We start from the raw sequence: 25,090 nt of genomic DNA on the forward strand, positions 1-25,090 counted from the left end.
GGGGATTAGTTGAATGCGTAGTTGAGTTGGATGGCAGAAAGGTAAGCTACACCTTCAGCGTCAAATGTTAGCTTGTCACCTGCTGCGTCAGTTTCGGTGAACGAACCACTTTTACTTTGTACTAAAGCAAATGCGGCATCGACTGTCATATTCTCTGAGACAGAATAAGTTAGGCCTGCGGAGTACCAGTATCGGTCACTATCAGGAATACTTAATGTTGCCTTGCCAGCTTGCTCGTCATAAGCGAGACCTGCTCTCAGTGTCCAATCATTGTTTAGTGAGTATGTTGTACCAATTGACCATCTCTGGTTGTCGTCATAGTGTTCTGTTTTTAAGAAACACTCATTGTTCTTACAATCAGGGCTTGTCGCTTTTAGTTCTTTAAACTTACTCCATTGAGTCATTTGCCACCCATAATGGACAGCCCAGCTATCATTAAGCTGGTGGAATGCGGATAGTTCGATGATGTCGGGTAATTCGATTTCAAGGCGGCCTGTCGTTTTTCCAGGTTGGTCGTTAGACATGCGCAAGCCTGTGTAATCTGTAAATTCGCCGTCATCGAAATCTAGATTGACTGAAGAACGGTAGCCAAAGCCGAAACGGTTGTTATCATTCAACTCGTAAAGAGCACCTACATTCCAACCGAAACCGAATGTTTCTCCTGTCATCGAGATAAGTTTGTCACTTGCAGCCCCCCCAACTGGTAGGGTTCCCTTATGTCTGTTTAATTCAGCTTCTGCATAAACAAAGTTCACACCTGCACCCACGCTGAAGCTCTCATTGATCCTATAAGCGATGTTTGGATTTAGGTTTACTGAAACGAGAGACGTGTCGCCGGCGAGATCACCGGCATAAATGTCGTCTGGGTAGTCAGTAGCAACGCCGTATGTTGTGAACATGCCTATACCCCAAGCCCAACTATCGTTAATAGGGCTGATGTAGTATGCGGCAGGTACTATTTGTAAAGGTGCTACATCTTTTGACTCCTGATAGACGTCATCTTGTTCTTTTTTTATTTGAGTAACATTAACCTCTGGGTCAACGATAGACACTGCGCCTGAAAATTGTGCTGTATCAAAAAGGGTCATGGCGGCAGGGTTACGTGCTAATACGCTGGCATTATCTGCCACGGCACCTTCGCCTGAAAATGAACGTCCCAAACCTGATGCTGAGTGTTCTGCAACTTGGAATCCGGCAGCTAAAGAGTTACAAGCAACCAGCACTGACAGTGAAACGAGAGAGCGTTGTACTGTTTTCATTTAAACCCTCCTAGGGCATCTAATTCTTTCTTATACGTGAAAACAAACATGAGCGACCATGCTAAATGTTAAGCATATGTTAAGGTTATGTTTTACGAAAAGTCAAAGGAAGAACAAATATTTTGTGAAGTTATATTTATTAGATGCGGGACTCTAACATTGATTATATAAATACTATCAATGGATTATGTAAGGTAGGAGGTGTGACCAGATTGGTTTTGAGTATTAACTGAGCGATAAGGGATAAATTGTATATTTTTTAACATATCTGAATCTGTTTACCGAAATCACTGAACTCGGCATAATAGGTACCACTTGTTTAATCATTAATATTGGATAACAGATTGCAGTTACTCGCAGTAGATTTCCTAGGGAAAACGCTTCGTCTGGAAGGCTCAATGGCTGGATGGCAACAGCTGTTTTGGGATAACACATTAGTCTCTCAACTTGATGCTACATCAGAAGCGGAACATTCACGCTCGCATCAATTTCAACTTCAAGCAGGAGAGCAAGTTCTGGCTTGCCAGTTGGATGTTAGAGTCCAATGGCAACCATTTGAAATGGAATACAGCGCCACAGTGAACGACGAAGTGATCACGCAGGGCGCGCGAAATACCAAAGATATTGAACAGCAAGTTCCAGAAGTCGCACCCAAGCCAGAAAAACGCTTTAGCCTGATCGGTTTAGTTTCACTGGGTTTGAAAGCACTAAAGAGTGCTAAGTTGATCAAAGTAGTTTTAGCCTCAGCGAGCTTAGCCGCGTACTCTTGGCTATTTTCAGTTCAGTTCGCATTGGCTTTAATAGCGTGTCTAATGTTTCATGAATATGGTCATATTCGAGCCATGAAGTACTTTGGTATGAAGACCAAAGGCATCTACCTGATCCCATTCTTAGGGGGGCTTGCGTTATCCGATGAGAAAATCAACACGCGATGGCAAGATGTGGTTATCTCGATTATGGGACCATTCTTTGGTTTGATCTTGTCTCTTATCTTTACAGTGTTGTATTGGGTGACAGGAGAGATGTTCTTCGCAGGACTTGCCGTGTTTAACGCTTTGTTGAATTTATTCAACTTACTGCCAATATTGCCACTCGATGGTGGTCATGTGCTTAAAAGTATTAGTTTTTCGATGAACAGTTTGTTGGGCATTGCTTTATGCGCAGCTGCTGCTGTTGGCGGGATTATTTTAAGCTATCAACTTAACTTAACACTATTTGGCTTTCTCTTGATTATGGGCAGTGTCGAAATTTTGATTGAGTGGCGTGGGCGCCACCATAGTCATCTTTTACCGCTTGATCGTTATGGTCAAATCATTTCTGCATTTTGGTATGTGGGCTTAGTCAGCGGGTTGATTGGTGTTATTTGGTATTTCGCATCAACTGGGGATCAGTTATTGAGTTTGCCACTACAAATATTGGGTACCTAATCGAGCAAACTGCTTTTGTTAGTATTTAAATAGAAAGCCCTAGGTTTCAGAACTTAGGGCTTTCGTCTTTAGAATAGTTTTATATCTTACAACTTGGTCTTTGTGCGTTAGATTGAGGTAGGGTGGTGATCGTCGCACGTAGGTCTTGAATACGAGTGTTATGCGAAGGGTGAGTTGAGAGCAACTCCGGAGGCTGATTCCCACCTGACGCTTTTGCCATGTTCTGCCACAAGTTAACACTTTGGTTTGGATCAAACCCAGCATCTGCCATGTATCTAAGGCCTACGATATCTGCTTCAGACTCTTGTGTGCGCCCATAAGGCAGGATAACACCATATTGAACACCTAAACCAAGTGCAGCCATGGTCATGCCTTGATATTGAGCGTATTCGGAAGCGCCAAGCGCGACGCTGGTAATAGATAACCCTGTATTGGCAAGTTGTGTTTGAGAGAGTCGTTCATTACTATGGTCGGCAATCACGTGGGCGATCTCATGGCCAATAACTGTTGCGAGTTGATCTTGATTAACCGCTACCTTTAATAGACCTGTGTATACGCCTATTTTTCCGCCGGGTAGGGCGAACGCATTCACTTGATCGCTTTCGAACACAACAACTTCCCATTCGTCAAAGCCTTGCTTAGGAATATGTTGAGTGATGCTATTGGTCACGCATTGAACGTAAGCATTTGTTTTGGCATCTTGGCTGATTTTTTGCTGTTGCTTCATCTGTTCAAATGACTGAGCGCCGAGTTGCGACATATCTTGATCGGAGAACAACAAGATTTGATTTCGCCCAGTAGGAGAAGAGCTACATGCTGTGATGCCAGTAAGGGTGATAAGAGAAGCGAGCTTCATCCATGACGTCATACATTATCCTCTGTGTATTGCCGTTTTTATGCATGTTAACATCAACTTGCGTGATATCTAACACCTAAGCGATAACAATCACGACTTATCCATAATTATAACAACGTATAGGACCATGATATGTCAATCTGGAAAAAGCCCATAGACCTCGACATCATCAATGCGACATCTAAGAACACGCTCATTGAGCATCTCAATATTGTATACACAGAAGTAAATGACAACTCTTTGGTTGCAACAATGCCAGTTTGTCATTTTACTCACCAGCCGCTCGGCATGCTCCACGGTGGCGCATCTGTCGTTTTGGCCGAAACCTTAGGGTCGTTGGCTGCAAACTTTTGTGTTTCAGATGGCTATTTTTGTGTGGGATTGGACATCAATGCTAACCACGTACGTTCGATGCGTGAAGGGCACGTAATTGGTAAAGCTGAGCCCATACACTTAGGTGCATCTACGCAGGTATGGCAGATCAACATTACAGATGAACGCGAGCGTTTGGTCTGTTCGAGTCGTCTAACCATCGCGGTTAAAAAACACAAACGATAGTGATTTTAGTGAATTAGAGTATTTATGGTTATTACATTCAGTGGTGGAAAAATCATTGCCACGCCTCATGAACTGGTCGTTCGTTTGGACGGAGAGCACCGCGTTACATTGCAAGCACAAGTTGACGCGATTCAATTAATCGGAAAAGGGGCAAATGTTGTCTCTGCCAACGGCTCGGAGTGTAAATGGTCGATTAAGCTCGACGACGAACAACAACTAAGAGACATCGCCAATGAAATAGGTTGTGACATTCTTTAATTGTCCCTCGCTTTCGCGATAACTCACTGATAAGCATTTTAGGAGCTCCCAATAAAGCTCCTTTTTAATGGCAAACGTTTAAAACAATACCTTGCAAAATCACAAGGTATCTGTTGATTTCCGCAATTAAAATAAGGAAACTGAAATTAATTCTAATTAGTTGAAATTTCCTCTTTATGAGCAGCCCAAGATTACGAGTCCAATTTGAAACTTTGTTTGAGTACTTTGATGGTAAAGACTCAGAAGTCCAATTAGATCATATTACTGATGTGCTTTGTTGTACGCGTCGTAATGCGCGTATGGTTCTAAACAAACTTGAAGAAGAAAACTGGATAGAATGGCAACCAGCTGCAGGTAGAGGTAAACAATCAAAACTGATCTTTAAGCAAAATCGGAACGATGTCAGTGAAACATTGGCACGACGCTATCTTGAAGATGGGAAAATCGGGCAAGCACTTAACGTTTTAGATAGAGATGCTGCCAAGCTCACGCAAGTTATTCAGAACTATTTGGGTGTGCAATACCAAGAGGGCGAGCAGGTGATTCGTCTTCCGTATTACCGCCCGCTATCTATGCTTAACCCAGCAAAATCGATGCGCCGTTCAGAGCAGCATATCGCGCGTCAGGTATTCAGTGGTTTAACGAAGCTTGATGACAACGACCAGTTACAACCTGATCTCGCGCATTCTTGGCAAAAATTACAAGATGACCATTGGCGTTTCTTTATTCGCCCGGGTGTCAGGTTTCATAATGGTGAATTACTTCAAACCAGTCATATTGTTGATACACTTGACTCCTTAGAGAGCCTTAACATGTTCTCGCATATCAAGCGTGTCGAGTCGCCAGCTAACTGCGTGGTTGATGTTTACTTAACTCGTCCCGACAAATATTTCCCACTCGCACTGACAGAGTCGATCGCTAAAGTCACATTACCTGTGAGTTTACGTGGCGATGACTACGATATTCGTCCAATTGGTACGGGCCCATATCGAGTAGAGAAGAATGATGAACAACAATTGATACTTCATGCCTTTGATGGCTACTTTGGTTTTCGACCATTGATAGACAGAGTCGAAGTATGGGTGGTCGACGAGGCATACTCGTCTATGGTCTATCCAAGCCTATCAAAGCCGGTAATGGCTGATCGTGGCGACAGTGATGAAGTTGAGTTGGACCCGGGCTGTACCTACCTTTTGCTCAACCGACAAAAAGGTATCGCCAAGAACCCATTATGGGCGGAGTTCCTCTCTAATGCGTTGAATGCGGCTGATTTGTTTACTCACATCCCTAAAGAGACGGTCATCGACCTCGGTGTACTGCACGCGTATGGATTAAAACCGGGTTGGTACGATGTAAAACTTGCACCGCCTGTTTGTCCAAAGTCTTCAACGCAGCCAGTGATAAAGATTGCGTTTCAGCGTCAACATCCAATGTTTCCGACGTTGGGACATGCCATTGAAGCGGTTCTCAAAAAATATGGTGTTGGAGTCGAGCTGTTTGGATATGACATGGATCCACCACACGCCGATGATGTCGATATCTGGATCAATCCAATGGGGATCGCGAATAATCGTGATGACGCTTTAGTTGGTTGGTTGATGGATTACAGCTTTATTGAAGAGTCGAGCCCATTAGATGAATTTGATCAGTGGTGCGCTATGGTCGAGCAGTGGCGCGCTGGTGAATACGAAACATTCCCAGCTCGTCAGCTAGGTAAGAAATTGGTTCACAGTAATCAGTTGATCCCAATGTTTCACTGCTGGCTAGGTGTTAATAAAGATCAATGTGGTACCCTGCAAAATGCTAAGTGTAATGCGTTAGGTTGGTTCGACTTCAGTCAGGTTTGGAATAAGCCGGATCTCGGATAAAGGCGCATTATGTCCACTTTGTTTCTTACAGTTATTACGTTGATTGCCTTTGCTGCCAACTCGGTATTGTGTCGATGGGCACTTGCCGACAACAGTATCGACCCTCTGAGTTTCTCTTTGATTCGTATTGTCTCCGGCGCTATTACTTTGATACTAATTTACTGGGCTGTGAATCGTTCAAAACAGCGAACGGCTGGTGGACAACCATTGCAATCAAAAGAAATGAAACAATCAAACTGGAAAGGCAACCTGACCTCAATTGGTGCATTGCTCGTCTATATGTTTGGTTTTTCCTATGCGTATGTTGCGCTTGGAGCTGGATTAGGTGCCTTGATCTTGTTTGTGATGGTTCAGCTTACAATGGTGGTTGCACATTTAATACAGACAAAGAGAATGTCACTTTTGGAGTGGCTAGGCTGTGGGATAGCCATTAGTGGCCTGGTCTTATTGTTGTGGCCAAATGACCAACAACACACTTTAGATTTCAAAGCCGTGGTTCTTATGATGTTCGCAGGAATAGGTTGGGGTTGTTACACATTAGCAGGGCGTAAGGTGCACGATCCTCTTCAGGCGACAATGATCAACTTTAGCTATGCTGGTTTAGCTTCTCTTGTGTTACTCATCGTTGTCATATTCAGTGGAGCGATGTCAGACGCATTGTTTATGAACAACTCAGGTGTAACTTACGCACTGTTGTCTGGTGTGTTTGCCTCTGCGATGGGCTATACACTTTGGTATCAAGTCGTTAAGAAGCTGAGTACATTGACGGCATCGGTTGCTCAACTCAGCGTACCAATTATTGCGACTCTTGGCGGGGTCTTATTCTTATCCGAACCAATCACACTGCAGTTTGTTATTGCATCCGGCATCATCTTTGTCGGAATCGCAGCAGTGATCTTGTCTCCTAAAGTTAGTAATTCGTAAAACTCATGGCTAAACCAAACAAGAAACAACCAAGCAAAACGGTACAGATTTTCTGTGTCAAGTGTAAGACACAACTCTTCAAATATCGAAAAGGTGGCAAAGGTGCTCTAGTGAAATGCTTTAAAGAGAGGATCGTTGAAGACTACACCACAAAGCCTTGTCATTGCCCCGGCTGTGAGATTGAATTTGCCAGAGATACCTTAGTGAGAGGAACACCCGCCTTCAAGATGATTGGTGGGAAGGTCACAATGAAATAGGAACGAAAGAACAAAGGAGTACTAGCGAGTACGCCTTTGTTTTATCAGAGAGTCTTTTAGAAACTACTTTTAGATCTTTGGCTTATTGATTCGGCCTTGTAGCTTCATGATTATTAACGCAACGATAGCTCCGGAGGTATCGCACAACATGTCTTTCTGAGCGTCCCAAATATCGCCTTGTGACCCCAAAAATGCGATGCCTTCATCACCACCAGCTAACTCCGCATACCACCACTCAATGATTTCATAACCTGCTGCCACACTCATGATCGCGAAGAGAGAAAACCACACCGCGATAATCGGTGATGATAGTTTCTTACGAATCAGATATTCCGCTAGCGGGTAGGCGTATAAGCCAATTGAGAAATGAGCCACGCGATCGAAGTTGTTACGCTCAGAACCAATCAAGTGATTAAACCAATCAAAAGGAACCTCTGCGAAAGTGTATTTCGCACCAATCGTGTGTAAGGCTAGCCAGATGAACATCAATACGTAAGCGGTGTTAGAGAAGGTTAGCTTTCGAGAAAACCACCAGATACCGGCTAAGATACCTACAGCTGGAATAATCTCTGCAATCCACACCGCTCTAGATGAAGGTGCAATTGCGGAAAATACAAAGACAACAAGATAAGCGGCGGTCAGAATTAATAGAGATCGATTACCGCTGAGTGGAGCGGGCATTGGTTCAGTAGTCACTGTCATAAGTAATCCTCATCAATAATCAAGTATGTTGTCATAATATTGAACACTGTACAATTGATTTTCACTTTACAAAATGTGTTGAAAAGGCGGTTTAACGCCCAGTATCTAGACAAACGATTGCTAGAGTTTCACAAAAGTTTGATTTACGACAAAGCGCACCCTAAAATCGCCGTTCATTACACACATAACTAGAAAGAAAGTCATGAAACTGGAAACTGTCGATTATCTTGCTGACGATGCAGCAGAGCAATTTGTTCGCTCATTACGTGAAACTGGCTTCGGTGTTTTAAAAAATCACCCAATCCCTAAAGAACTCGTAGAATCTATCTATGAAAATTGGTACCAATTCTTCATGACAGAAGAGAAGAACGATTTTCAGTTTAATGTTGAGACACAAGACGGATACTTTCCACCTTCTGTTTCAGAAGTCGCTAAAGGACACAGCGTTAGAGACATTAAAGAGTATTTTCATGTTTATCCTTGGGGTCAAATCCCTGAGCAACTGAAAGAACAGATCCTAGATTACTATGATCGTGCGAATGCTTTCGCTCAAGAACTATTAGGTTGGGTTGAAGCGCACGCACCGCAAGAAGTACAAGAGAAATTCTCTGTTGCACTCTCTCAAATGATAAACGGTAGCGAGCAAACACTGCTACGTGTTCTACACTACCCACCAATGCAGGGTGATGAAGAGCCGGGTGCAATCCGTGCAGCAGCTCACGAAGATATCAACCTGCTAACGGTTCTTCCTGCAGCGAATGAGCCAGGCCTACAGGTGAAAACTCAAGACGACCAGTGGTTAGATGTACCGTGTGATTTTGGTAACCTAATCATTAACATTGGTGACATGCTTCAAGAAGCATCAGGTGGTTACTTCCCATCTACAACACACCGTGTAATTAACCCAACGGGTGAGCGCCAAGAGAACTCTCGTATTTCTCTACCACTTTTCCTACACCCGAAACCTGAAGTGGTGTTGTCTGAGAAGTACACAGCGAATGAATACCTGATGGAACGTCTACGCGAGCTAGGTGTAATCTAAGCAAGCCTGATTCCATAGGAAGACTAAAGCCAGCATTTCGCTGGCTTTTTTGTGTTTGAAGCAAAGTTAGGTATTCGACTAACAATTCAATTTCAAAGAGTTATTGGCTTGATATTATTGGGGGGAATCGTTGAAACTTTTGCTTCAATCCTCGACAAATCATAATTGATGGCTTTCAATGTATATATGAACCAATCTGCATTATAAAACTGGCTCCATATTATGTTAGAACAACAAGACGTGAGTGCTCCTTTTCAAACTCACATGGAAAACCCATTGCTTTGGCCGATTATGGAGGTACTCAAAAAGCAACCTCGAGGCTGGAAGGTTCATACACTTGCGACTCACCTTAATGATCTCGGTCTTGTACCCATCTTGGATCCGAAACCTGAAAAGGATCTGTTTAAAAAGAACTTCCTCATCATGAATGCGCTTTATCAATTACAAGAGACCTTGTTTCCGGAGAGTTGGTTACAAGTGCAGGCGATGGATATTGAATTGATGCACGGCCGTTATTACGCCAATGGACATGCTATCGATCCGGAAGACCCGCTACGTGACTATTATGTGCATTGGGAAAATTACGAAGCAGATGAAGGTGAGGTCAAACGACTATTGAATGAGTTTTGGACTCGTTATCGTAAGTTTGTCGGGGGTGAAGACATTGGTGATATGGACAGGAGCAAAGCGCTTTCGTTATTCGAGCTTCCAAACGATGCGACACCTACTGAGATTAGAAAGCGTTGGCGAAAACTCGCATTACGCTGGCACCCAGATAGGGAAGAAGGGAATAGCGCTCAATTTAGAGTCTTGTGTGAAGCGTGGAATGTCCTTAGATAAGTGACCGATAAAAAAATAGTGCGTTGGACGCACTATTTTTTATCTTTTTGTTCAGCTTAGTGAATCAAAGCGACTCGAGCGGACTGTTAGTTTGATGGCTTGAACTGAGATTTACGCATACGGTTCAACGCTGCCATGATATCGAGAGTTCTTGGTTTCGCTAGATCACCATAGTTCGGCATGTTCGCGTGCCAATCTTTATCCAACATCGCGTTAAACTCTTTCGCCGGGTTGTTCGACCAACCAGGAAGTTGCGCAAACTGGAACCAAGCCCAACCAATCGCGTTCACTTCTGACGCAGATTCTAGTTGTTCAAGTGCTGATAAGTCGGTGAACTCTTTACCAAAGCGCAGTGAACCTTTGCCTTTCGCGTTTACTCGGAATTTGCCGTCAGACAAGATGCTCATCAGAGATGCGCGGTTTAATGAACGAGGTACAAACATTTCTAGTGCTGTTTCACACTCGTTGTGGCGCTGCGTAGGGTGCTGCTCAATCACTTCCTTAGCTTTTTCCGTCACATCTACTGCCTGGTAGTCATGCATTTGGATTACCGTATCGGCAACATCTAGGTAATCGCCCGAGCCGCCCATAACAACAATTGTAGAAATGTTCATTTCGTCTCGTAGCTGACCAATACGGTCGACCAGAGGAGTAATTGGCTCGTCACCTTTCGCGACTAATGCCTGCATACGTTCATCGCGGATCATAAAGTTTGTTGCTGATGTATCTTCATCAATCAATAAGGTTTGAACACCCGCCTCAATCGACTCTTGTAGCCAAGCCGCTTGAGATGTAGAACCAGACGCATCTTGAGTCGTAAAGTCCGACGTGTCTTTTTGCATTGGTAGGTGATTGATGTAGTTCGAAAGGTTCAAGCTATGAACACAGCGGCCGTCTTCCGCGCGGATCTTCATCGTATCTAACGCAGTAACGATTCCTTCACGACCATCGCCTGGAATGTGGTTGTAGATAGAGCGTTCAACTGCATTAAGTAGCGTCGATTTACCGTGGAAGCCACCGCCGACAATCAAAGTAATACCTTTAGGAATACCTAGGCCTTTTACTTCACCGCGGTTTGGCGTTTTTAGCGTTACAGATAAAGATTCAGGTGCTTCGAACGCAACTGCATCTTTCATCGGTAGGTCGCAGTTACCTGCAATACGCGGTAGAACACTACCGTTAGAAACAAACGCAGCAAGGTTATGCTCATCCAGTTGAGAACGAAGGGCTTCTTGATCTTCGATGGTCTGACAGTGCTCAACTAGGGCATCAAAGTCTAACTCGCGCTCCAGTGTCGCTCGGCGGATAAACTTAGGCAGGTAGAAAGTAATAATGTTATTTGCTTTCTTAGCCAGAATGCTACGTCCATCAGCAGGGAGGTTGATACGGAAACGAATTTCAATACCGTGCTCTGTGAACAGTACCGCTGTACTATCAAGGACGGTTTGACCTGTTAGTGCGATAGAGATAGTCGATTCTTGTTTAGCAAATTCTGCAAAGCTACGCGCAATGAAGTCACGCGCTGCAATTTGGTATACATGTGATTTGCCTTTCAGCCACTCTAAACCTGTTAATGACCAAGCGCGTGTCGCACGAAAGCGAGAAGGGGACGCATATGGGTCACCTTGGATGTGGTCAATATGAAGTTCAAAGTCAGCAAAGTCGTATTGACCTTTGATTTGTTGATATGCACGGTAGTTTTGTTTTTCGAGCTTTTTTAGCTTTGCAGTCAACTGATCCATAACGAAAAATGCCTTAGTTGGAGAAAGATACAAATAGAAAGGCGGCGATTATAAAAATCACCACCTATAGAGTAAAGGGAAAGTGGGCGTAAATTGCAAAGTATCGGCAATTTACACCACCATTAATTCATTGTAAGCGCCAATTGGCGCCTAAATGCACCAATTAGGCGTAGCGACTGCTGTTTGGATAGTTTTGGTCGGCAAGGCTGTGCTCGAACTCTTGGCAGGTCATCGGCTTGCCATAAAGGTATCCTTGCCCAATATCGCAACCCTCTTGAATAATGAATTGTTCTTGCTCTTCGTTCTCTATGCCTTCAATCGCTACTTTAAGGTCGAGCTTTTTGGCAATCTGCACAATCGATCGCACAATCTCAGTGTCATCTTGTGAGTTGTTTATCTGGTCGATAAAACTCTTATCTACTTTAATGGCATCAAAAGGGAATTTTTTGAGGTAGCCAAAAGAAGCATAGCCTGTTCCGAAATCATCAAGTGACAATGTCACGCCTAAATCATGAAGCGATTCTAAGGTATTCTTTGCAATGACTTCGTCAGCTATTAAACCGCTTTCTGTTACTTCTAATTCAAGAAAGCGAGCTGGAAGGTGATAGGTTTCAAGTAAATGAACGATTTGCTCATAAAACTGCACGTTCTTTAATTGTACCGCAGAAACGTTAATCGCCATCTTGAAGTCATCGACATACGCAGACCACTCTTTAGCTTTTTCGATGGCGGAGCGAAGAACAAAATTGCCGACTTCGAAGATCAATCCATTTTGTTCTGCCATATGGATGAGCGTTTCATTTGAAATATCACCAAGAACAGGGTGACGCCAGCGAAGTAGAGCTTCAGCACCTACCCATTTATGTGTAAGCGGGGAAACCTTCGGCTGAAAGTAGAGCATAAGATCGTCGTTACGCACTGCTTGTAAGAGGTAGCCCTCAATCTTATTGAGGTGTATCTGGTCGTCATTATAAGCTTGAGAATAGAAGCAGTATTTTTGCCCAGAATCTTTACAAGCAAGCATGGCCGCCGATGCTTTTTTAAGTGCTGCTTCTGCGTTGTCTTGAGTGTCGGTTATTGTCAGGCCGATAAAAGCATGCAGGTGAACATTGTCACCGCCTATCGTGAATTCTGAGTGACCGATCTCGACCAGTTGTTCACAAAGCGTGTCGAGATGAGCGTTAAGTTTGTCTGTGGTATAGGCAATCGCCAAGTCGACGGAAGTAGGCCTTCCGGTTAGCACTTCAATACCTTGGATCGTGGAAAGTCTACGGCGATATTCGACCAGAACATCATCAAACGCTTGGTAGCCGTAACGAGCTTGAATACGTCTGCCGTTAGTAAACCCGATATGAACAACAGCAAATGATCGGTTGTTCAGTTGTTTTTCATTCGTTATTTGAGCATTGAGCTTAGATTCGAAAGCGTGGCGGTTTAAGAACCCTGTGCCTAGATCGTGATTTTTTTGATAAGTGACTTTCTGCTCTGCCGCTTTTCGCTTATCGATTTCAAGGTTTAGGGAATAGTTTAAGCTGGCAAGATCTTGTGTCCGAGTATGGACTCTTGATTTAAGCTCTTTGTTCAACTTAGAGAGTTTTGCATTTTGATAGAGCGTTGTGAGTTGCGATTCAATCGAGAGTTTAAAGCTTTCAAGGAGTTGGATATACGTTGGAGTGTAGTGGTTCTCTTTGCTATCCAAAATACAGATCGTTCCGAATACATCACCATTCGGCCAAAGCAAAGGGATACCACAATATGAAATCATTCCAATCTTCACATCAGGGTTGTTTTTCCAATTTGGATCTTGAGTCGCGTCGGGTACGATCAAGCGACGGTTTGTTCTCATGACTGTTTCGCAATACAGACCATGTCCTAGCTCTTCAGAGTCTCCTTCCTTATAAGGATTACCGTCAGAATGACTGGTTGCGAAAACTTCAATTGATGCGGTGTGCACGCGCATAATCAGTGCGGCGGGTACGTGAGTGATATTAGCCAGTAAATCGACAATGTTCTGCCAACCGACCTTCATATCACTGGGTATATCTAAATCGAGCGTATTTATCTTTTTCATAAGACTCCATGTCGCTTTTACTCGACGAATCACATCCTGTGATCTCGTCTCCCTGTCGATGTAATATGCACCTAGAGATGTAATGAAACTGTTAATTTGAGTATAGGTAGATTACATAAAAAAGCCTCTCCAATTTGCGAGAGGCTTTTAAAACTGAATCCAAGTCTCATACCTGAGATAGAAAGGAATTATGGCTTGAGATTTATAAAATCTTCTGTATTCAATGGTTGGGTGTAATCAATTCCCGAATACTCAAATCCGTTGAGTTGCATGAACTCCTGTTTAAAGCCAGCATAGTCGCCCGTGAGTTTGAAGTTTTCTTCATCCATTGACTCAAGAAGCTCTGATACATGAGCTTGTGTTTCAGGCTCAAGTTCCCAATCATCCATTCGAATGAGGCGCTCACCATCAAGTGGGATTTTATCTTGGCCGTAGAGTTTGGTGCTGAACAGGCGCTGCATTTGTTGGATACATGTTTCATGAGTCCCTTTTTCTTTCATCACGCGGTAAAGCGCCAATAAATAAGGACTCAAACCTGGAATAAAGACACTTGCTTTGGTCACGAGTGCTTTACACACCGTTGCGTAAGCACCACCGCTAAAGTTAGCTAACTCAAGGTTCAGTGAGTGACTGGTTTGATGAAGGTCGATTTTAGCGCGTCCAAGCGTTCCATCTAGATAGATAGGGTGTGTTACCTCTGGTCCAACATAAGAGAAGGCGATGGTTTTACAACCTTCAGCAATAGATTCGGCGTTGATTAGTTCGTCTACCCAATGACCCCAGTCTTCACCACCCATAACTTTGAGTGTGCTTTCGGCCTCGTCTTCTGTTGCCGGTTCAAGCGTGGTGGTGTTCCAGCTATCGTCTTCTAGGGAGATGGTAGTGCCAGTGACACTTTGACCAATTGGTTTGATTGCAGAGCGCCAGAACTCTTCGGTGTCAGCTTTAGGACGTACACCTGCTGCGAGGCTATAGATGATTAGGTCAACTTCACCCTCAAAGTAAGTTTCGATGGCCTCAACCACTTGTGAACGAGTTTCTTTGGAGAAGGCATCACCAACGATGTTTATTGCTTTGCGACCTTCACGTTTGGCTTCTTGTTTGAAGTAGATGTTGTTGTACCAACCTGCGCTGCCTAATGACTTTTCATTAGGTCCTCGTTCGAATGAAACACCAATGGTATCGGCTTGAGCACCGCCAAAGGTGAGGGCAATTCGGGCGGCGAGTCCGAAGCCTGAAGATGCTCCAATAATCAGAACACGCTTCGGGCCATTTTTGATTTGAGGAGCATTTTTTACGAATTCAATTTGTTGCTTGACTGCTTGTTGGCAGCCTAGGGGGTGCGCATTTTTGGCAACGACACCCTTTATAACGGGTTTTATTATCATAAATAACCTTAGACTTAACGCTGTTATGAACTCACGTTAACGTAAAGCTATGTAAAAAAGATTGAGCTAGACCATTAAAAGCTAAAGATACTGGTATAATTTCTCGGCAACAAACTCTGCAATCCAAGGTTGCGCTTCGGGCTTAGGGTGCAGTCCGTCGTTCATCATCCATTCAGGTTTCATAATGATATACTCGAGAAAGAATGGCAGTAGTGGCACTTTCTGCTGATCAGATAGCGACGTAAATACGTACTCAAACTGGTCGTTGTAGCGCTTGCCGTAGTTAGGCGGAATACGTATCTGCATCATGACTGGCTTTGCACCTGAATCTCGAATCTGTTGGATGATTTTTTCGAGGTTCTGTTCGATCACCTTAGGCGGAAAGCCACGAAGGCCATCGTTCGCACCCAATTCAATGAGTACCGTGTCTGGCGCGTGTTCCGTTAATAATTGCGGTAAACGAGAAAGGCCATTGCCCGTTGTATCGCCAGAAATACTGCCGTTGATTACGGTGACTTCTTTGTCGTATTCGGATAAAGCGTCTGGAAGTAAGGTAGGCCAGCTCTGTTTGATATCCATGTTGTAACCAGCACTTAAACTGTCACCTAACACTAAGATTGTCTGGTTCTGCGCAAATGTAGTTGTGGAAAAAAGTATAAAAATTAAAAAGGAAATTAGTCGAGTCATGCATACATCCATAATAAAAGCTGAATCTGTTTCGAAGACAGTGTCTACTAATCAAGAACAATTGACAATCTTAGAGAAGGTTGACATCGATATTGTTGAAGGTGAAACCGTTGCTATTGTTGGTACGTCTGGTGCGGGAAAATCGACCCTAATGACACTGCTTGCAGGGCTCGATGTGCCTAGTTCTGGTGAAATTCATCTTCTAAACAAACCACTTTCTCAATTAGACGATGAAGAGCGAGCTCAGATTCGTAGTGAGTCGGTTGGATTTGTTTTTCAAAGCTTTCTACTAATCCCTAGTTTGTCCGCGCTACAAAACGTAACCTTGCCGTGTTTACTGAAGGGCGAAGAGGAAGATATAGAGCGTGCAACTGCGTTACTGGAGTCGGTAGGGCTTAAAGATCGTGTCGACCATTTACCTTCACAACTTTCTGGTGGTGAACAACAACGTGTGGCACTCGCTCGTGCTTTTATGATTAAGCCTAAAATTCTGTTTGCTGATGAACCCACAGGTAATCTTGATCAGCAAACCGCTGCCAAGATTGTAGAGCTGTTGTTCGAGCTTAATGCGTCTCACGGCACCACGTTGGTTCTTGTTACTCATGACCCTAAACTCGCTCAGCGCTGTCAGCGCACTTTGAAAATGCACCTTGGTCAAATCACGGAGGTGTAGAGTGAGCCATTCTAAAGGATTGAATAAACGACTATTCAGCTGGAGTATTGAAGAGATACGTCATGGTCAGCTATGGCCCGTTTCTATCGCCCTTACTCTTATTATCGCGTGTGTCTTTGCTTTGTCGGCTTTAGCTGAGCGCATGGAGCAAGTGATAGTAAAACAAGGAAAAGATGCGCTCACTGCTGATAGCGTGTTTATTTCAGCAAACCCACTTCCGGATTCACTGCTTGAATTGGTTGCTGATAAAAAGCTGGAAAGGAGTGAACTGACTCGTTTTTCTACCATGGCTTTTAGTGACAACGGCATGCAGCTCGTTACGGTAAAAGCGGTGGAGAGTAATTATCCATTGCGCGGCGAAATGTTATTGGAAACAACCGATGCGCAGAAAACAAACGTTAAACCGGGCGAGTTATGGCTTGATGAACGAATTTTCTCTCAGTTAGAGGTTGCCATAGGTGACAATGTCACGATTGGTGATGCCGACCTAACGATTACAGGGCGGATCACTCAAGAACCAGGGCTCAGTTTCAACCCATTTCAACAAATGCCCGCTGTGCTGATTCATAGCAGTGACATCGATGCGACGGGCGCCATTCAACCAGGGAGTCGTGTCAGCTTTCGCTTATTCTTAAATGGCGATGATAATGATCTGCAAGCGATTCAAGACTCTGTTGAATTAACGCCAAGTGACCGATGGCGAAATCAAGACAGTGCCAGTCGCACCAATGAAATGTTTGACAAAACGACTCAGTATCTGTCGTTGACGGTTGCTATCGTAGTCATCATGGCGGCAACTACCTTGGTTCTCACTTGTCAGCACTACGTGGCAAGTCGACAGAAAACAATCGCTATGCTCAAGAGTTTAGGGGCAAGCAAACAATGGGTCATCCACTGGTTATCGATTCAAGTTCTAATGCTAATGGGGATTGGTATTGTCTTTGGTATTGCGATTGGTATCGGCCTTGAGTTTTTGTTACGTATTCCACTAGGGGATCTTCTTCCAAGTCCGCTTCCAAGCTATGGTTATCAACCGATCTTGCTGTCTGTGTTAACCAGCGTGTTAATTGGTGTTCCTGCTCTGGGCATTCCTCTTTTAGGGTTGGTGAACACGTCTGCGATCAGTGTTATTCAGTCTAGTCATCAAGGACAGAACAGTAGTAAACGATATCTGCTGCTCTTGGTGCCGATAGTACCGATGTTAATGATGTATGGTAATAACCTACTGGTTTGGATCGTCCTAGGGGGGATCGTTGGACTGTTTGCGGTACTTGCGTTGGTTAGCATTCTTGTATTGAGATTGATCGCTAAACTTCGCGTATCCACAGCGATGCGTCTCGCAATCAGTCGCATCAACCGAACGCCAATCGCAACGGGTATCCAATTTGGCGCTCTTTCTTTGTCTTTAATGTTGCTCTCTATTATCTGGTTGGTTCGTAGTGATTTGCTGTCTGATTGGCAACAGACGCTGCCTGAGAACGCCCCGAACGCTTTTGCACTCAACATTGCTGAATACGAGAAAGAGGCGTACCTAGAGACGATTGACGCAAATAACGTTGAACGTACACAAGCTTTCCCAATCATTCGTGGGCGACTGACAACGATTAATGGAGTCGAAGCGGGTGAGTACAGTGAAAATGCTGATCAAACAGATGCTTTGAGTCGAGAAATCAACTTTACGTGGGGGGAATCTCTTCCTGAGTACAATGAAGTTGTTGCTGGTGAGTGGACGAATGAGAATGGTGTTTCTGTCGAATCTGATGTAGCCGATCAACTTGGCCTTCAAATTGGCGACGAACTCTCGTTTACGATTAACAGCCAACGCTTTGATGCGAAAGTAAATACCATTCGTGAAGTCGAGTGGCGTGAAATGAAGCCAAATTTCTACTTTATCTTTACACCGGATGTTCTGAGTTCAATCCCATCGACTTGGTTAGTAAGCTTTAGATTACAAGAACAACATGATGAGATGTTGAATCAGCTGTCTCGTAACCACCCGACGGTCAGCTTGATGGATATACGCAAGATGGGCAGTAAGATTCAAGAGTTGCTTAAACAGATCGTTTGGTCGATCACTGTGCTCGCTGGGCTTGGCGTTGTCGCGGGTTTACTGTTGATCTTTACATTGTTGCGTTTGAGCTTGTCTCAGCGTCAGCAAGAGATTCGCCTATATAGAACGTTAGGCGCCAGCAAAAGTCGCATCCTCAACACAATTTGGTGTGAGTACGGCATTATGGCGTTTGTAGCCGGTAGTATTGCTGCACTTGGTGCTGAGCTAAGTGTGGCAAGCCTCATGACCTTTGGCTTTGAATTACCAGTAACGCTACATCCTGTTTTATGGGTGATGTTACCTGTGATTACCTTTGTAACGTTGGCAGCGGTCGTAAACAGTTTGATTAAGCGACTCCTTGCTCCAATGAAGAAGGACTTTAACTAGTACTTTGCTGCAATATTGCTAAGTCATAGCGTTGTTATAAAGAACGGTTGCAATAAAAATCTATAAATAACTGGCTGCAAAGTGATCGCTAGCGTCAAAACTAACGTTTTGGGTGAGCCAGTAGCTAAAGAGTGCGTTCAAACGTTGCCGGTTGTACGCACTTTTTATTTTGTACAGCGGCCATCGGTTAGGTTACCCACAGGGCAATATCGTGGGGGATAAAAAGCTTAAATAAGGGGCTGTTTATACCTGCTAATAAGCTGTAATAATAAATTCATATTTTCGGATAATGTTGTTTAGTCCCTGTAAATAAAGGGTTTGCGCAACAAAGTTGTACCTTATCAACAGTTATCCACAAAATCGGTGGATAACTTTAGGGATAAGTTAATCAAGATGTCATATGAGCTATCTTCGAGCCTTTGTACTACCGTACTTAGGCCAATTTTGGCGTGTTTTAGGTCGACGTTTTTTTCATTCACACATATTGAGTCAAGCAATAAATTTTGTTTTTTTAGTTTGACTTCTGATGATGACAAACTAAGACCTTGATAAAAATGTGATTTAATTCACCGTCAATCCTACGTAGAATACTAAGCAGTTAATTTTAGGCTTTAGAGTCCAATGAACCAGAACAAAATGGATAAAAAACAACCGTCTATAGCTATTGTTGGTGGTGGTATTGCGGGCGCCACCAGTGCGATTCATTTCAGCGAGCGTGGATATGACGTAACCTTGTTGGAAAAAGGGCCAAGTCTGGTAAACGGGCCTCCGATCTGCCACCTGCATGCTGGTGGTAATTTGTATCGAGATATTTCTCAGGAGCAATGCCTTCAACTCCTTGCTCAATCAATTGATACTGTTCGTTTGTTTCCTCACACGCTCAATATTCGTCCAACTGTTATTGCAGTGCCTCATAGTGATGGTGGTCAACCTGAAGCTCTGTTACCACGTCTAGAGGTAATTAAGTCGGCTTACCAAGCCTTGGTTGATCAAGACCAAAGTAATCAAGTTCTAGGAAACCCAGACGAATACTACAAGCTTTATAACAAGCAAGACTTAGTTGCTTTATCAAATAAAAGACAGCCCCAAAATCCAAGCACACTGGATGAATGGTGTATTCCTTTTGCTAAGCATACTGATTTGGACACTTTGAAATATCCGGTAGCAGTAGTTCAAGAGTACGGACTGAGCGTATTTCGTTTGTCTGCAATGGCTCAGCTGTCGCTAGAAAAGCAGAGCAACTGCCACATTCTTACCAACAGTCGACTCATATCGGTAACTCAAGTAGAAGGCGAATGGGAACTATGCTATTCCGATCAGGCGGGGAATAAGCATAAATTTACAGCTCAGTACCTGATTAATGCGAGTGGCTTTGAAACGGGTGTGGTTGACGATTATGTTGGCTCTAAGCAAGAACGTCTTGTCGAGTTTAAAGCAGCCTATGTTACGGACTGGTCAAATTGCCGTGAACATAAAGAGGAGTGGCCTGAAGTTATATTCCATGGGCCACGTGGTACACCTCAAGGTATGGCGCAGCTCACCCCTTATGCAGATGGTGTTTTTCAACTGCATGGTATGACAGAGGGGATTACACTGTTCGAGGGTGGCTTAGTCTCTTCTTCTGAGCATTCGTCTCAGCCGCAACTCCCTCAGAAACTGCTGAAAAAAATTGTGTCTGGTTGGACAGAAGAACAACTAGAACAACGAACTCAAGCAGCCATAGAACATATGGCTCAATTTATCCCTAGCTTTAAGTCAGCGACCGTAGGCGGTAAACCTCTGTTTGGAGCTCAACAAATTCCTGGGACCGACCCTAGCTTACGGGCATCTGATGTTTCGTTTTGTGGTGAAAAATACGCGAGGCTAGAGGTCGTTAAGGCATCCTCAACCTTGGAAGCAGCTCAGAAGATCAATAAGCATTGGTTTGATGAGAAAGGACTTTTGACTATTGAAAGTGCTCATCCAGTGACAATGTCACTTAATATCGATGACGTTGAAACAAAAGCTATCACGCTTACGCAAGAGCGGGGATACCCAGCGGCATTGGCGATTGTGACTGGTGAGAGCCGAGTGATTTAAACAGTAGGTCATTGATCACAATGATAAAAATAGAAAGGGTGACTTTTATTGAAAGTCACCCTTTGTTTTACGTCGAGATAAAATGAACCAACAATATAAGTCAGTAGCCAAAGAACCTTGCCCATTGGCACCACACATCTTGTAACCCCAAACGATCTCCCTCTACAAAACAAACTTGCTGCCCAGGTTTGGCCTGAGCAAGTCTAGGTAGGTCGATACGCGCAATACAGCCAAGCTTTGGATATCCACCAATGGTCTGCCTGTCGTTGAGAAGTATGATGGGTTGCCCATCTTTTGGTATTTGAATTGCGCCTAGAGCAATACCTTCCGACAACATTGTAATATCCGGTGATTCAACTGGTTCGCCACTGAGTCGATAGCCCATGCGATTGGAGTTCTGACTAACCGTAAAAGGAATATTGTAGAAGGTCGATTTGGCAGCTTTGGTGAAAAGATTTGACTGGTAACCTTCAATAACTCTCAATGTAAGTGGAAGGTTGTAGTCCGGAGTGTAACGAAAAGTGACACTTAAAGGCTTAAAATGCAATGGTATCGGATGTGTATGAAACTGAATGTCTTGGTTCGCCTGGCAAGGTTGGCCATCTTGGGTCAGTCCACCCACTTTTTCACGCACAACGGTTGATGTACTGGTTAAACTGACTGGTGCTTTAAAGCCACCTTTTACGGCTAAGTAAGCCCTAAGCCCATTTGTCGGTAATCCAAACGAAAGCACTTGTCCTTTACGAGCTATAAAGGTCGACCAATTCGCTATTGGAACGCCGTCGAGCTTAGCCTGTAGATCTCCACCCGTGATAGCTAATACACAATCTTGATTCACTTCAGCTGCACATTGTCCTAAGGTAATTTCGAGTGCAGGGCAGTTAATAGGGTTCTGGAGCAAGTGGTTTGCCCAACTGTACGCGTAATCATCAACGGGTCCACCCTGTGTAACCCCGAGATGTGAAAGACCATAACGTCCAAAATCTTGAATGAGCGAGAGTGGGCCAGACTTTAATATGGTGATAGAACCCTTATTCATCTAGACACCCTCCAAGTTCGATAAATTCGCTCTTATCAATGGCTTTAAATTGGACTTGATCTCCCACGTTAAACAAAGATGCGTTATTTAATTCCTCTACAGAGACATTGCTGTTAAACAGCTGTAAAGGACATCGACCAATAATATTCCAACCACCTGGGGACTGATCAGGATAAACCGCGGTCTTTCTGTCTGCGATTCCGACGCTACCTTTTGGGACTGAGAGTCTAGGCGTTTCGTGCCTAGGCATTTGGAGTGTTGGTACAACATCAGAAAGGAAAGCAAAGCCTGGCATAAACCCGACTGCGCTCACTTGATAGATTGTACTGGTGTGAAGTTCGATAACTTGCTCCAATGATAGCCCTTGCTGTTCAAAACGGGAAAGATCGAGAGCGGTATCTTTACTGTAGTAGGTGGGTATGGTCACTATCGATTTTGATTGAGAATCTAAAGTGTTGAAATCGATGTTAGTGATCAGTGCATTCAATTGTTGGATGAGTTCTGATTCCTGAATTCGATAAGGCAGATAGTCGACAAGAATCGTATTATACGCAGGTGTGACGTTCATTAAATAAGGGGCGAATATTTGCCTTATTTGTTGAGAAATAGAAGCTACACAAACGGGAATGTTAAATGCCTTTTGATTAGTGACGTTTTGTTGTGATTTTGTTGCTGATCTCATGTCCTTAGTAAGATCAATCTTGATCATAACACTGCATTCCGCGACCGGTTCGATCGTAATACTCATTGTTTTCTTCATAAGTTACCGTATTAATTGAAGAAATATGGATTCATTAATGGCTATCTAAGTGCATTAATATCTTGGCTAATGCGCTTAATCAACGCGATAGATTGGGGATTGTCACCATGGACACAAATCGTATCTGCTTCAATTTCAAGTCGTTCCCCCTCGATGGTCGTCACTGAACCATAGTTCACTAACTGCATGACTTGGTTATAAATATCATCTTGATGTGTATAGACGGAACCGGCAACAGAACGCGGCGCTAACTGTCCATTGCTTACATAAGCGCGATCCGCGAATGCTTCGAGTAGTAGCGGAAGGTCATAGTTATCCGCGATATCGAGAAACTTCTGGTTGTTTGCAGTAGAAAGAATCATCAATGGAATGCCAAACCCTGCAACGGCTTCGGCAACGGCATTAAATATTTGCGAGTTAGCCATCATATCGTTGTACAAAGCCCCATGTGGCTTTACGTAATGCAGGTGACTCCCATGGTGTTGACAAAGAGCTTTGAGGGCACCGACTTGATAACAAACTAACTCGGTAATTTCTTTCATAGAGTGAGGGATTGAACGACGTCCAAATCCTACCAAGTCTTGATAACCTGGATGGGCACCTACCTGAGTATTGTAGTGGCTGGCGAGTTTTATGGTTTTTGACATTACATGTGGGTCTGAAGCATGGAAGCCACACGCTACGTTGGCCATATCAACCCATTCCATGATGGTTTCGTCATCTCCCATTGTCCAACTGCCATAGCTTTCACCCATATCGCAGTTCAGTAGTACTTTTGTTGTCACAGACAAACTATCCTTGATTTTTACTATCCCTAGACGTTCTACTAAATTCCTGATTTAAACAGTGATCACAATCAAAATTCTATTAACGTGGTGTGACTACGTTACTCGAACAATAAGTGTTTTAGCCTTAGATATAGGCAATGGTTAGTGTTAACGGAAAAATAGTAGGGTGACCAAAGCATCAGTGTTCTATTATTTGATCGTCAGCATGCACGCATCGGCCTTAGTTTTACCTACATCTTATGAATAACTTGTTGTAACATAACGCCAATATTACATACATATAAAAACAGGGCTTAAAATGAACGTTTTAGTAACCGGCGGTATGGGCTACATCGGCAGCCATACGAGTATTCAGATGATTAAAGCAGGTATGACGCCTTTCATCTTTGATAATTTATATAATAGTAAGCCAAGCGTTCTTGAGCGTATTGAAAAGGTTTCAGGTGTTAAGCCAGTGTTTGTCGAAGGCGACATCCGTGACAAAGCACTGCTAATCGAAACACTAAAACAAAACAATATTGAAGCGGTTATCCATTTTGCGGGTTTGAAAGCAGTTGGCGAGTCTGTAGAGAAGCCACTTGAATATTATGATAACAACGTAAATGGGACACTGGTTCTTGTTGATGCAATGCGTGAAGCAGGCGTGAAAACATTGGTATTCAGCTCTTCAGCGACAGTATATGGTGACCCAGCTAGCGTGCCTATTACCGAAGATTTCCCGACAAGTGCAACTAACCCATACGGCCGCAGTAAGCTAATGGTTGAAGAGTGTCTAACGGACTTCCAAAAAGCGAACCCTGACTGGAGTATTACTTTACTTCGTTACTTTAACCCTGTGGGCTCGCACCCAAGTGGTGAACTAGGCGAAGATCCACAAGGTATTCCAAATAACCTAATGCCGTTTGTTTCTCAGGTTGCTGTAGGTCGTCGCGAGTTTCTTTCTGTGTTTGGTAGTGATTACCCAACAAAAGACGGCACTGGCGTGCGTGACTACATCCACGTAATGGATCTTTCTGACGGTCATATCGCTGCACTAGAAAAAGTGGGTAAAAAGGATGGTCTTCATATCTATAACTTAGGAACGGGTAACGGTTCTAGTGTTCTAGAGATGGTAAAAGCGTTTGAAGAAGCGAGTGGCAAACAAGTTCCTTATAAGCTAGTTGAGCGTCGCCCAGGAGATATTGCTGAGTGTTGGGCTGATCCTGCGAAAGCTGAGCAAGAGCTGGAATGGAAAGCGACACGTACGCTATCCGAAATGACAGCAGACACATGGCGTTGGCAGTCGAACAATCCTAACGGTTTTCCAGGTTGATTTAATAAAATCAGGTCGATTTATTTACCAAAAAGGTGCCTTAGGGCGCCTTTTTTGATCTGAATCGGAATAAAAGTAAATTTCTGGTTAAAAAGTATCTTTACGCATTCATTGTGTTACTAT

General features: G+C 43.7%; 22 protein-coding genes. 12 read left to right on the forward strand and 10 right to left on the reverse strand.

Annotated elements, in window-relative coordinates; genetic code table 11:
• Positions 1 to 5 precede the first annotated feature (5 nt).
• Entirely contained in the window at positions 6 to 1,259 is a 1,254-nt protein-coding gene (locus OCV50_RS19400) for an outer membrane protein transport protein (RefSeq protein ID WP_261904312.1), read from the reverse strand.
• 344 nt (positions 1,260 to 1,603) lie between these two features.
• Between OCV50_RS19400 and OCV50_RS19405 the strand changes: the two genes are divergently transcribed.
• Positions 1,604 to 2,686 carry a site-2 protease family protein gene (locus OCV50_RS19405; protein ID WP_261904313.1) on the forward strand — a complete coding sequence of 361 codons (1,083 nt, stop codon included), beginning with the start codon at positions 1,604 to 1,606 and terminating at the stop codon, positions 2,684 to 2,686.
• Positions 2,687 to 2,765: 79 nt separating this feature from the next.
• Here OCV50_RS19405 and OCV50_RS19410 read toward each other — a convergent pair whose 3' ends face one another.
• Positions 2,766 to 3,554 (reverse strand): M48 family metallopeptidase, encoded by a 789-nt coding sequence (locus OCV50_RS19410; protein ID WP_239839974.1) that lies wholly within the window; start codon positions 3,552 to 3,554, stop codon positions 2,766 to 2,768.
• 120 nt (positions 3,555 to 3,674) lie between these two features.
• On the opposite strand from OCV50_RS19410, the gene OCV50_RS19415 reads away from it, so the two are divergent.
• The 5 genes from OCV50_RS19415 (at position 3,675) to OCV50_RS19435 (ending at position 7,407) form a co-directional block, all read left to right on the forward strand.
• Entirely contained in the window at positions 3,675 to 4,100 is a 426-nt protein-coding gene (locus OCV50_RS19415) for a hotdog fold thioesterase (RefSeq protein ID WP_032552569.1), read from the forward strand.
• Positions 4,101 to 4,124: 24 nt separating this feature from the next.
• Positions 4,125 to 4,358, forward strand: a complete 234-nt coding sequence (locus OCV50_RS19420) for a DUF3389 domain-containing protein (RefSeq protein WP_032552568.1) — start codon at positions 4,125 to 4,127, stop codon at positions 4,356 to 4,358.
• A 176-nt stretch (positions 4,359 to 4,534) separates the two neighbouring features.
• Positions 4,535 to 6,226: an SgrR family transcriptional regulator gene (locus OCV50_RS19425; protein WP_261904314.1), complete on the forward strand. Its 1,692-nt coding sequence runs from the start codon at positions 4,535 to 4,537 to the stop codon at positions 6,224 to 6,226.
• A gap of 9 nt (positions 6,227 to 6,235) precedes the next feature.
• Positions 6,236 to 7,150, forward strand: a complete 915-nt coding sequence (locus OCV50_RS19430; protein WP_261904315.1) for a DMT family transporter — start codon at positions 6,236 to 6,238, stop codon at positions 7,148 to 7,150.
• Between the two features lie 5 nt (positions 7,151 to 7,155).
• A complete protein-coding gene (locus OCV50_RS19435) occupies positions 7,156 to 7,407 on the forward strand; it encodes a hypothetical protein (protein WP_261904316.1) in 252 nt (83 codons plus the stop codon).
• A gap of 69 nt (positions 7,408 to 7,476) precedes the next feature.
• Here the strand turns inward: OCV50_RS19435 and OCV50_RS19440 are convergent, their stop codons facing one another.
• On the reverse strand, positions 7,477 to 8,109 hold the full coding sequence (locus tag OCV50_RS19440) for a DUF2238 domain-containing protein (RefSeq protein WP_261904317.1): 633 nt from the start codon (positions 8,107 to 8,109) through the stop codon (positions 7,477 to 7,479).
• A gap of 202 nt (positions 8,110 to 8,311) precedes the next feature.
• On the opposite strand from OCV50_RS19440, the gene OCV50_RS19445 reads away from it, so the two are divergent.
• Both OCV50_RS19445 and OCV50_RS19450 read left to right on the forward strand, forming a co-directional pair.
• Positions 8,312 to 9,151, forward strand: a complete 840-nt coding sequence (locus OCV50_RS19445; protein ID WP_261904318.1) for an isopenicillin N synthase family dioxygenase — start codon at positions 8,312 to 8,314, stop codon at positions 9,149 to 9,151.
• A 222-nt stretch (positions 9,152 to 9,373) separates the two neighbouring features.
• Entirely contained in the window at positions 9,374 to 9,991 is a 618-nt protein-coding gene (locus OCV50_RS19450) for a DNA-J related domain-containing protein (protein ID WP_239839980.1), read from the forward strand.
• An 86-nt stretch (positions 9,992 to 10,077) separates the two neighbouring features.
• On the opposite strand, the gene OCV50_RS19455 is transcribed toward OCV50_RS19450, so the two are convergent.
• From OCV50_RS19455 to OCV50_RS19470, 4 genes are all read right to left on the reverse strand, one after another.
• On the reverse strand, positions 10,078 to 11,733 hold the full coding sequence (locus tag OCV50_RS19455) for an ABC-ATPase domain-containing protein (RefSeq protein ID WP_261904319.1): 1,656 nt from the start codon (positions 11,731 to 11,733) through the stop codon (positions 10,078 to 10,080).
• Between the two features lie 163 nt (positions 11,734 to 11,896).
• Positions 11,897 to 13,804 (reverse strand): sensor domain-containing phosphodiesterase, encoded by a 1,908-nt coding sequence (locus OCV50_RS19460; protein ID WP_261904320.1) that lies wholly within the window; start codon positions 13,802 to 13,804, stop codon positions 11,897 to 11,899.
• 188 nt (positions 13,805 to 13,992) lie between these two features.
• Positions 13,993 to 15,192: an enoyl-ACP reductase FabV gene (gene fabV / locus OCV50_RS19465; protein WP_261904321.1), complete on the reverse strand. Its 1,200-nt coding sequence runs from the start codon at positions 15,190 to 15,192 to the stop codon at positions 13,993 to 13,995.
• 81 nt (positions 15,193 to 15,273) lie between these two features.
• Positions 15,274 to 15,879: an arylesterase gene (locus OCV50_RS19470; RefSeq protein ID WP_261904322.1), complete on the reverse strand. Its 606-nt coding sequence runs from the start codon at positions 15,877 to 15,879 to the stop codon at positions 15,274 to 15,276.
• Here OCV50_RS19470 and OCV50_RS19475 point away from each other — a divergent pair.
• From OCV50_RS19475 to OCV50_RS19485, 3 genes are all read left to right on the forward strand, one after another.
• Positions 15,878 to 16,552, forward strand: coding sequence for an ABC transporter ATP-binding protein (locus OCV50_RS19475; protein WP_239839985.1), 675 nt, complete (start codon positions 15,878 to 15,880; stop codon positions 16,550 to 16,552). The two genes, OCV50_RS19470 and OCV50_RS19475, sit on opposite strands and share 2 nt — an antisense overlap.
• Position 16,553: 1 nt before the next feature.
• Complete coding sequence (locus OCV50_RS19480) at positions 16,554 to 18,989, forward strand: ABC transporter permease (RefSeq protein ID WP_261904323.1); 2,436 nt, start codon at positions 16,554 to 16,556, stop codon at positions 18,987 to 18,989.
• Positions 18,990 to 19,610: 621 nt separating this feature from the next.
• On the forward strand, positions 19,611 to 21,068 hold the full coding sequence (locus OCV50_RS19485; protein ID WP_261904324.1) for an FAD-dependent oxidoreductase: 1,458 nt from the start codon (positions 19,611 to 19,613) through the stop codon (positions 21,066 to 21,068).
• Positions 21,069 to 21,168: 100 nt separating this feature from the next.
• On the opposite strand, the gene OCV50_RS19490 is transcribed toward OCV50_RS19485, so the two are convergent.
• The 3 genes from OCV50_RS19490 to OCV50_RS19500 all read right to left on the reverse strand — a co-directional run bounded on the left by OCV50_RS19490 (position 21,169) and on the right by OCV50_RS19500 (position 23,652).
• Positions 21,169 to 22,107, reverse strand: coding sequence for a 5-oxoprolinase subunit C family protein (locus OCV50_RS19490; protein ID WP_261904325.1), 939 nt, complete (start codon positions 22,105 to 22,107; stop codon positions 21,169 to 21,171).
• Positions 22,100 to 22,816, reverse strand: a complete 717-nt coding sequence (locus OCV50_RS19495) for a 5-oxoprolinase subunit B family protein (protein WP_261904326.1) — start codon at positions 22,814 to 22,816, stop codon at positions 22,100 to 22,102. Before OCV50_RS19495 ends, OCV50_RS19490 begins: the two co-directional genes overlap by 8 nt.
• A 92-nt stretch (positions 22,817 to 22,908) precedes the next feature.
• A complete protein-coding gene (locus OCV50_RS19500; RefSeq protein ID WP_261904327.1) occupies positions 22,909 to 23,652 on the reverse strand; it encodes a 5-oxoprolinase subunit PxpA in 744 nt (247 codons plus the stop codon).
• 301 nt (positions 23,653 to 23,953) lie between these two features.
• Here OCV50_RS19500 and galE point away from each other — a divergent pair, with 301 nt between their 5' ends.
• Entirely contained in the window at positions 23,954 to 24,967 is a 1,014-nt protein-coding gene (gene galE / locus OCV50_RS19505; RefSeq protein WP_261904328.1) for a UDP-glucose 4-epimerase GalE, read from the forward strand.
• Positions 24,968 to 25,090: the final 123 nt, after the last annotated feature.

This window comes from Vibrio fortis (assembly GCF_024347475.1).
In the GTDB taxonomy this organism is placed as follows: Bacteria; Pseudomonadota; Gammaproteobacteria; order Enterobacterales; family Vibrionaceae; genus Vibrio; species Vibrio fortis.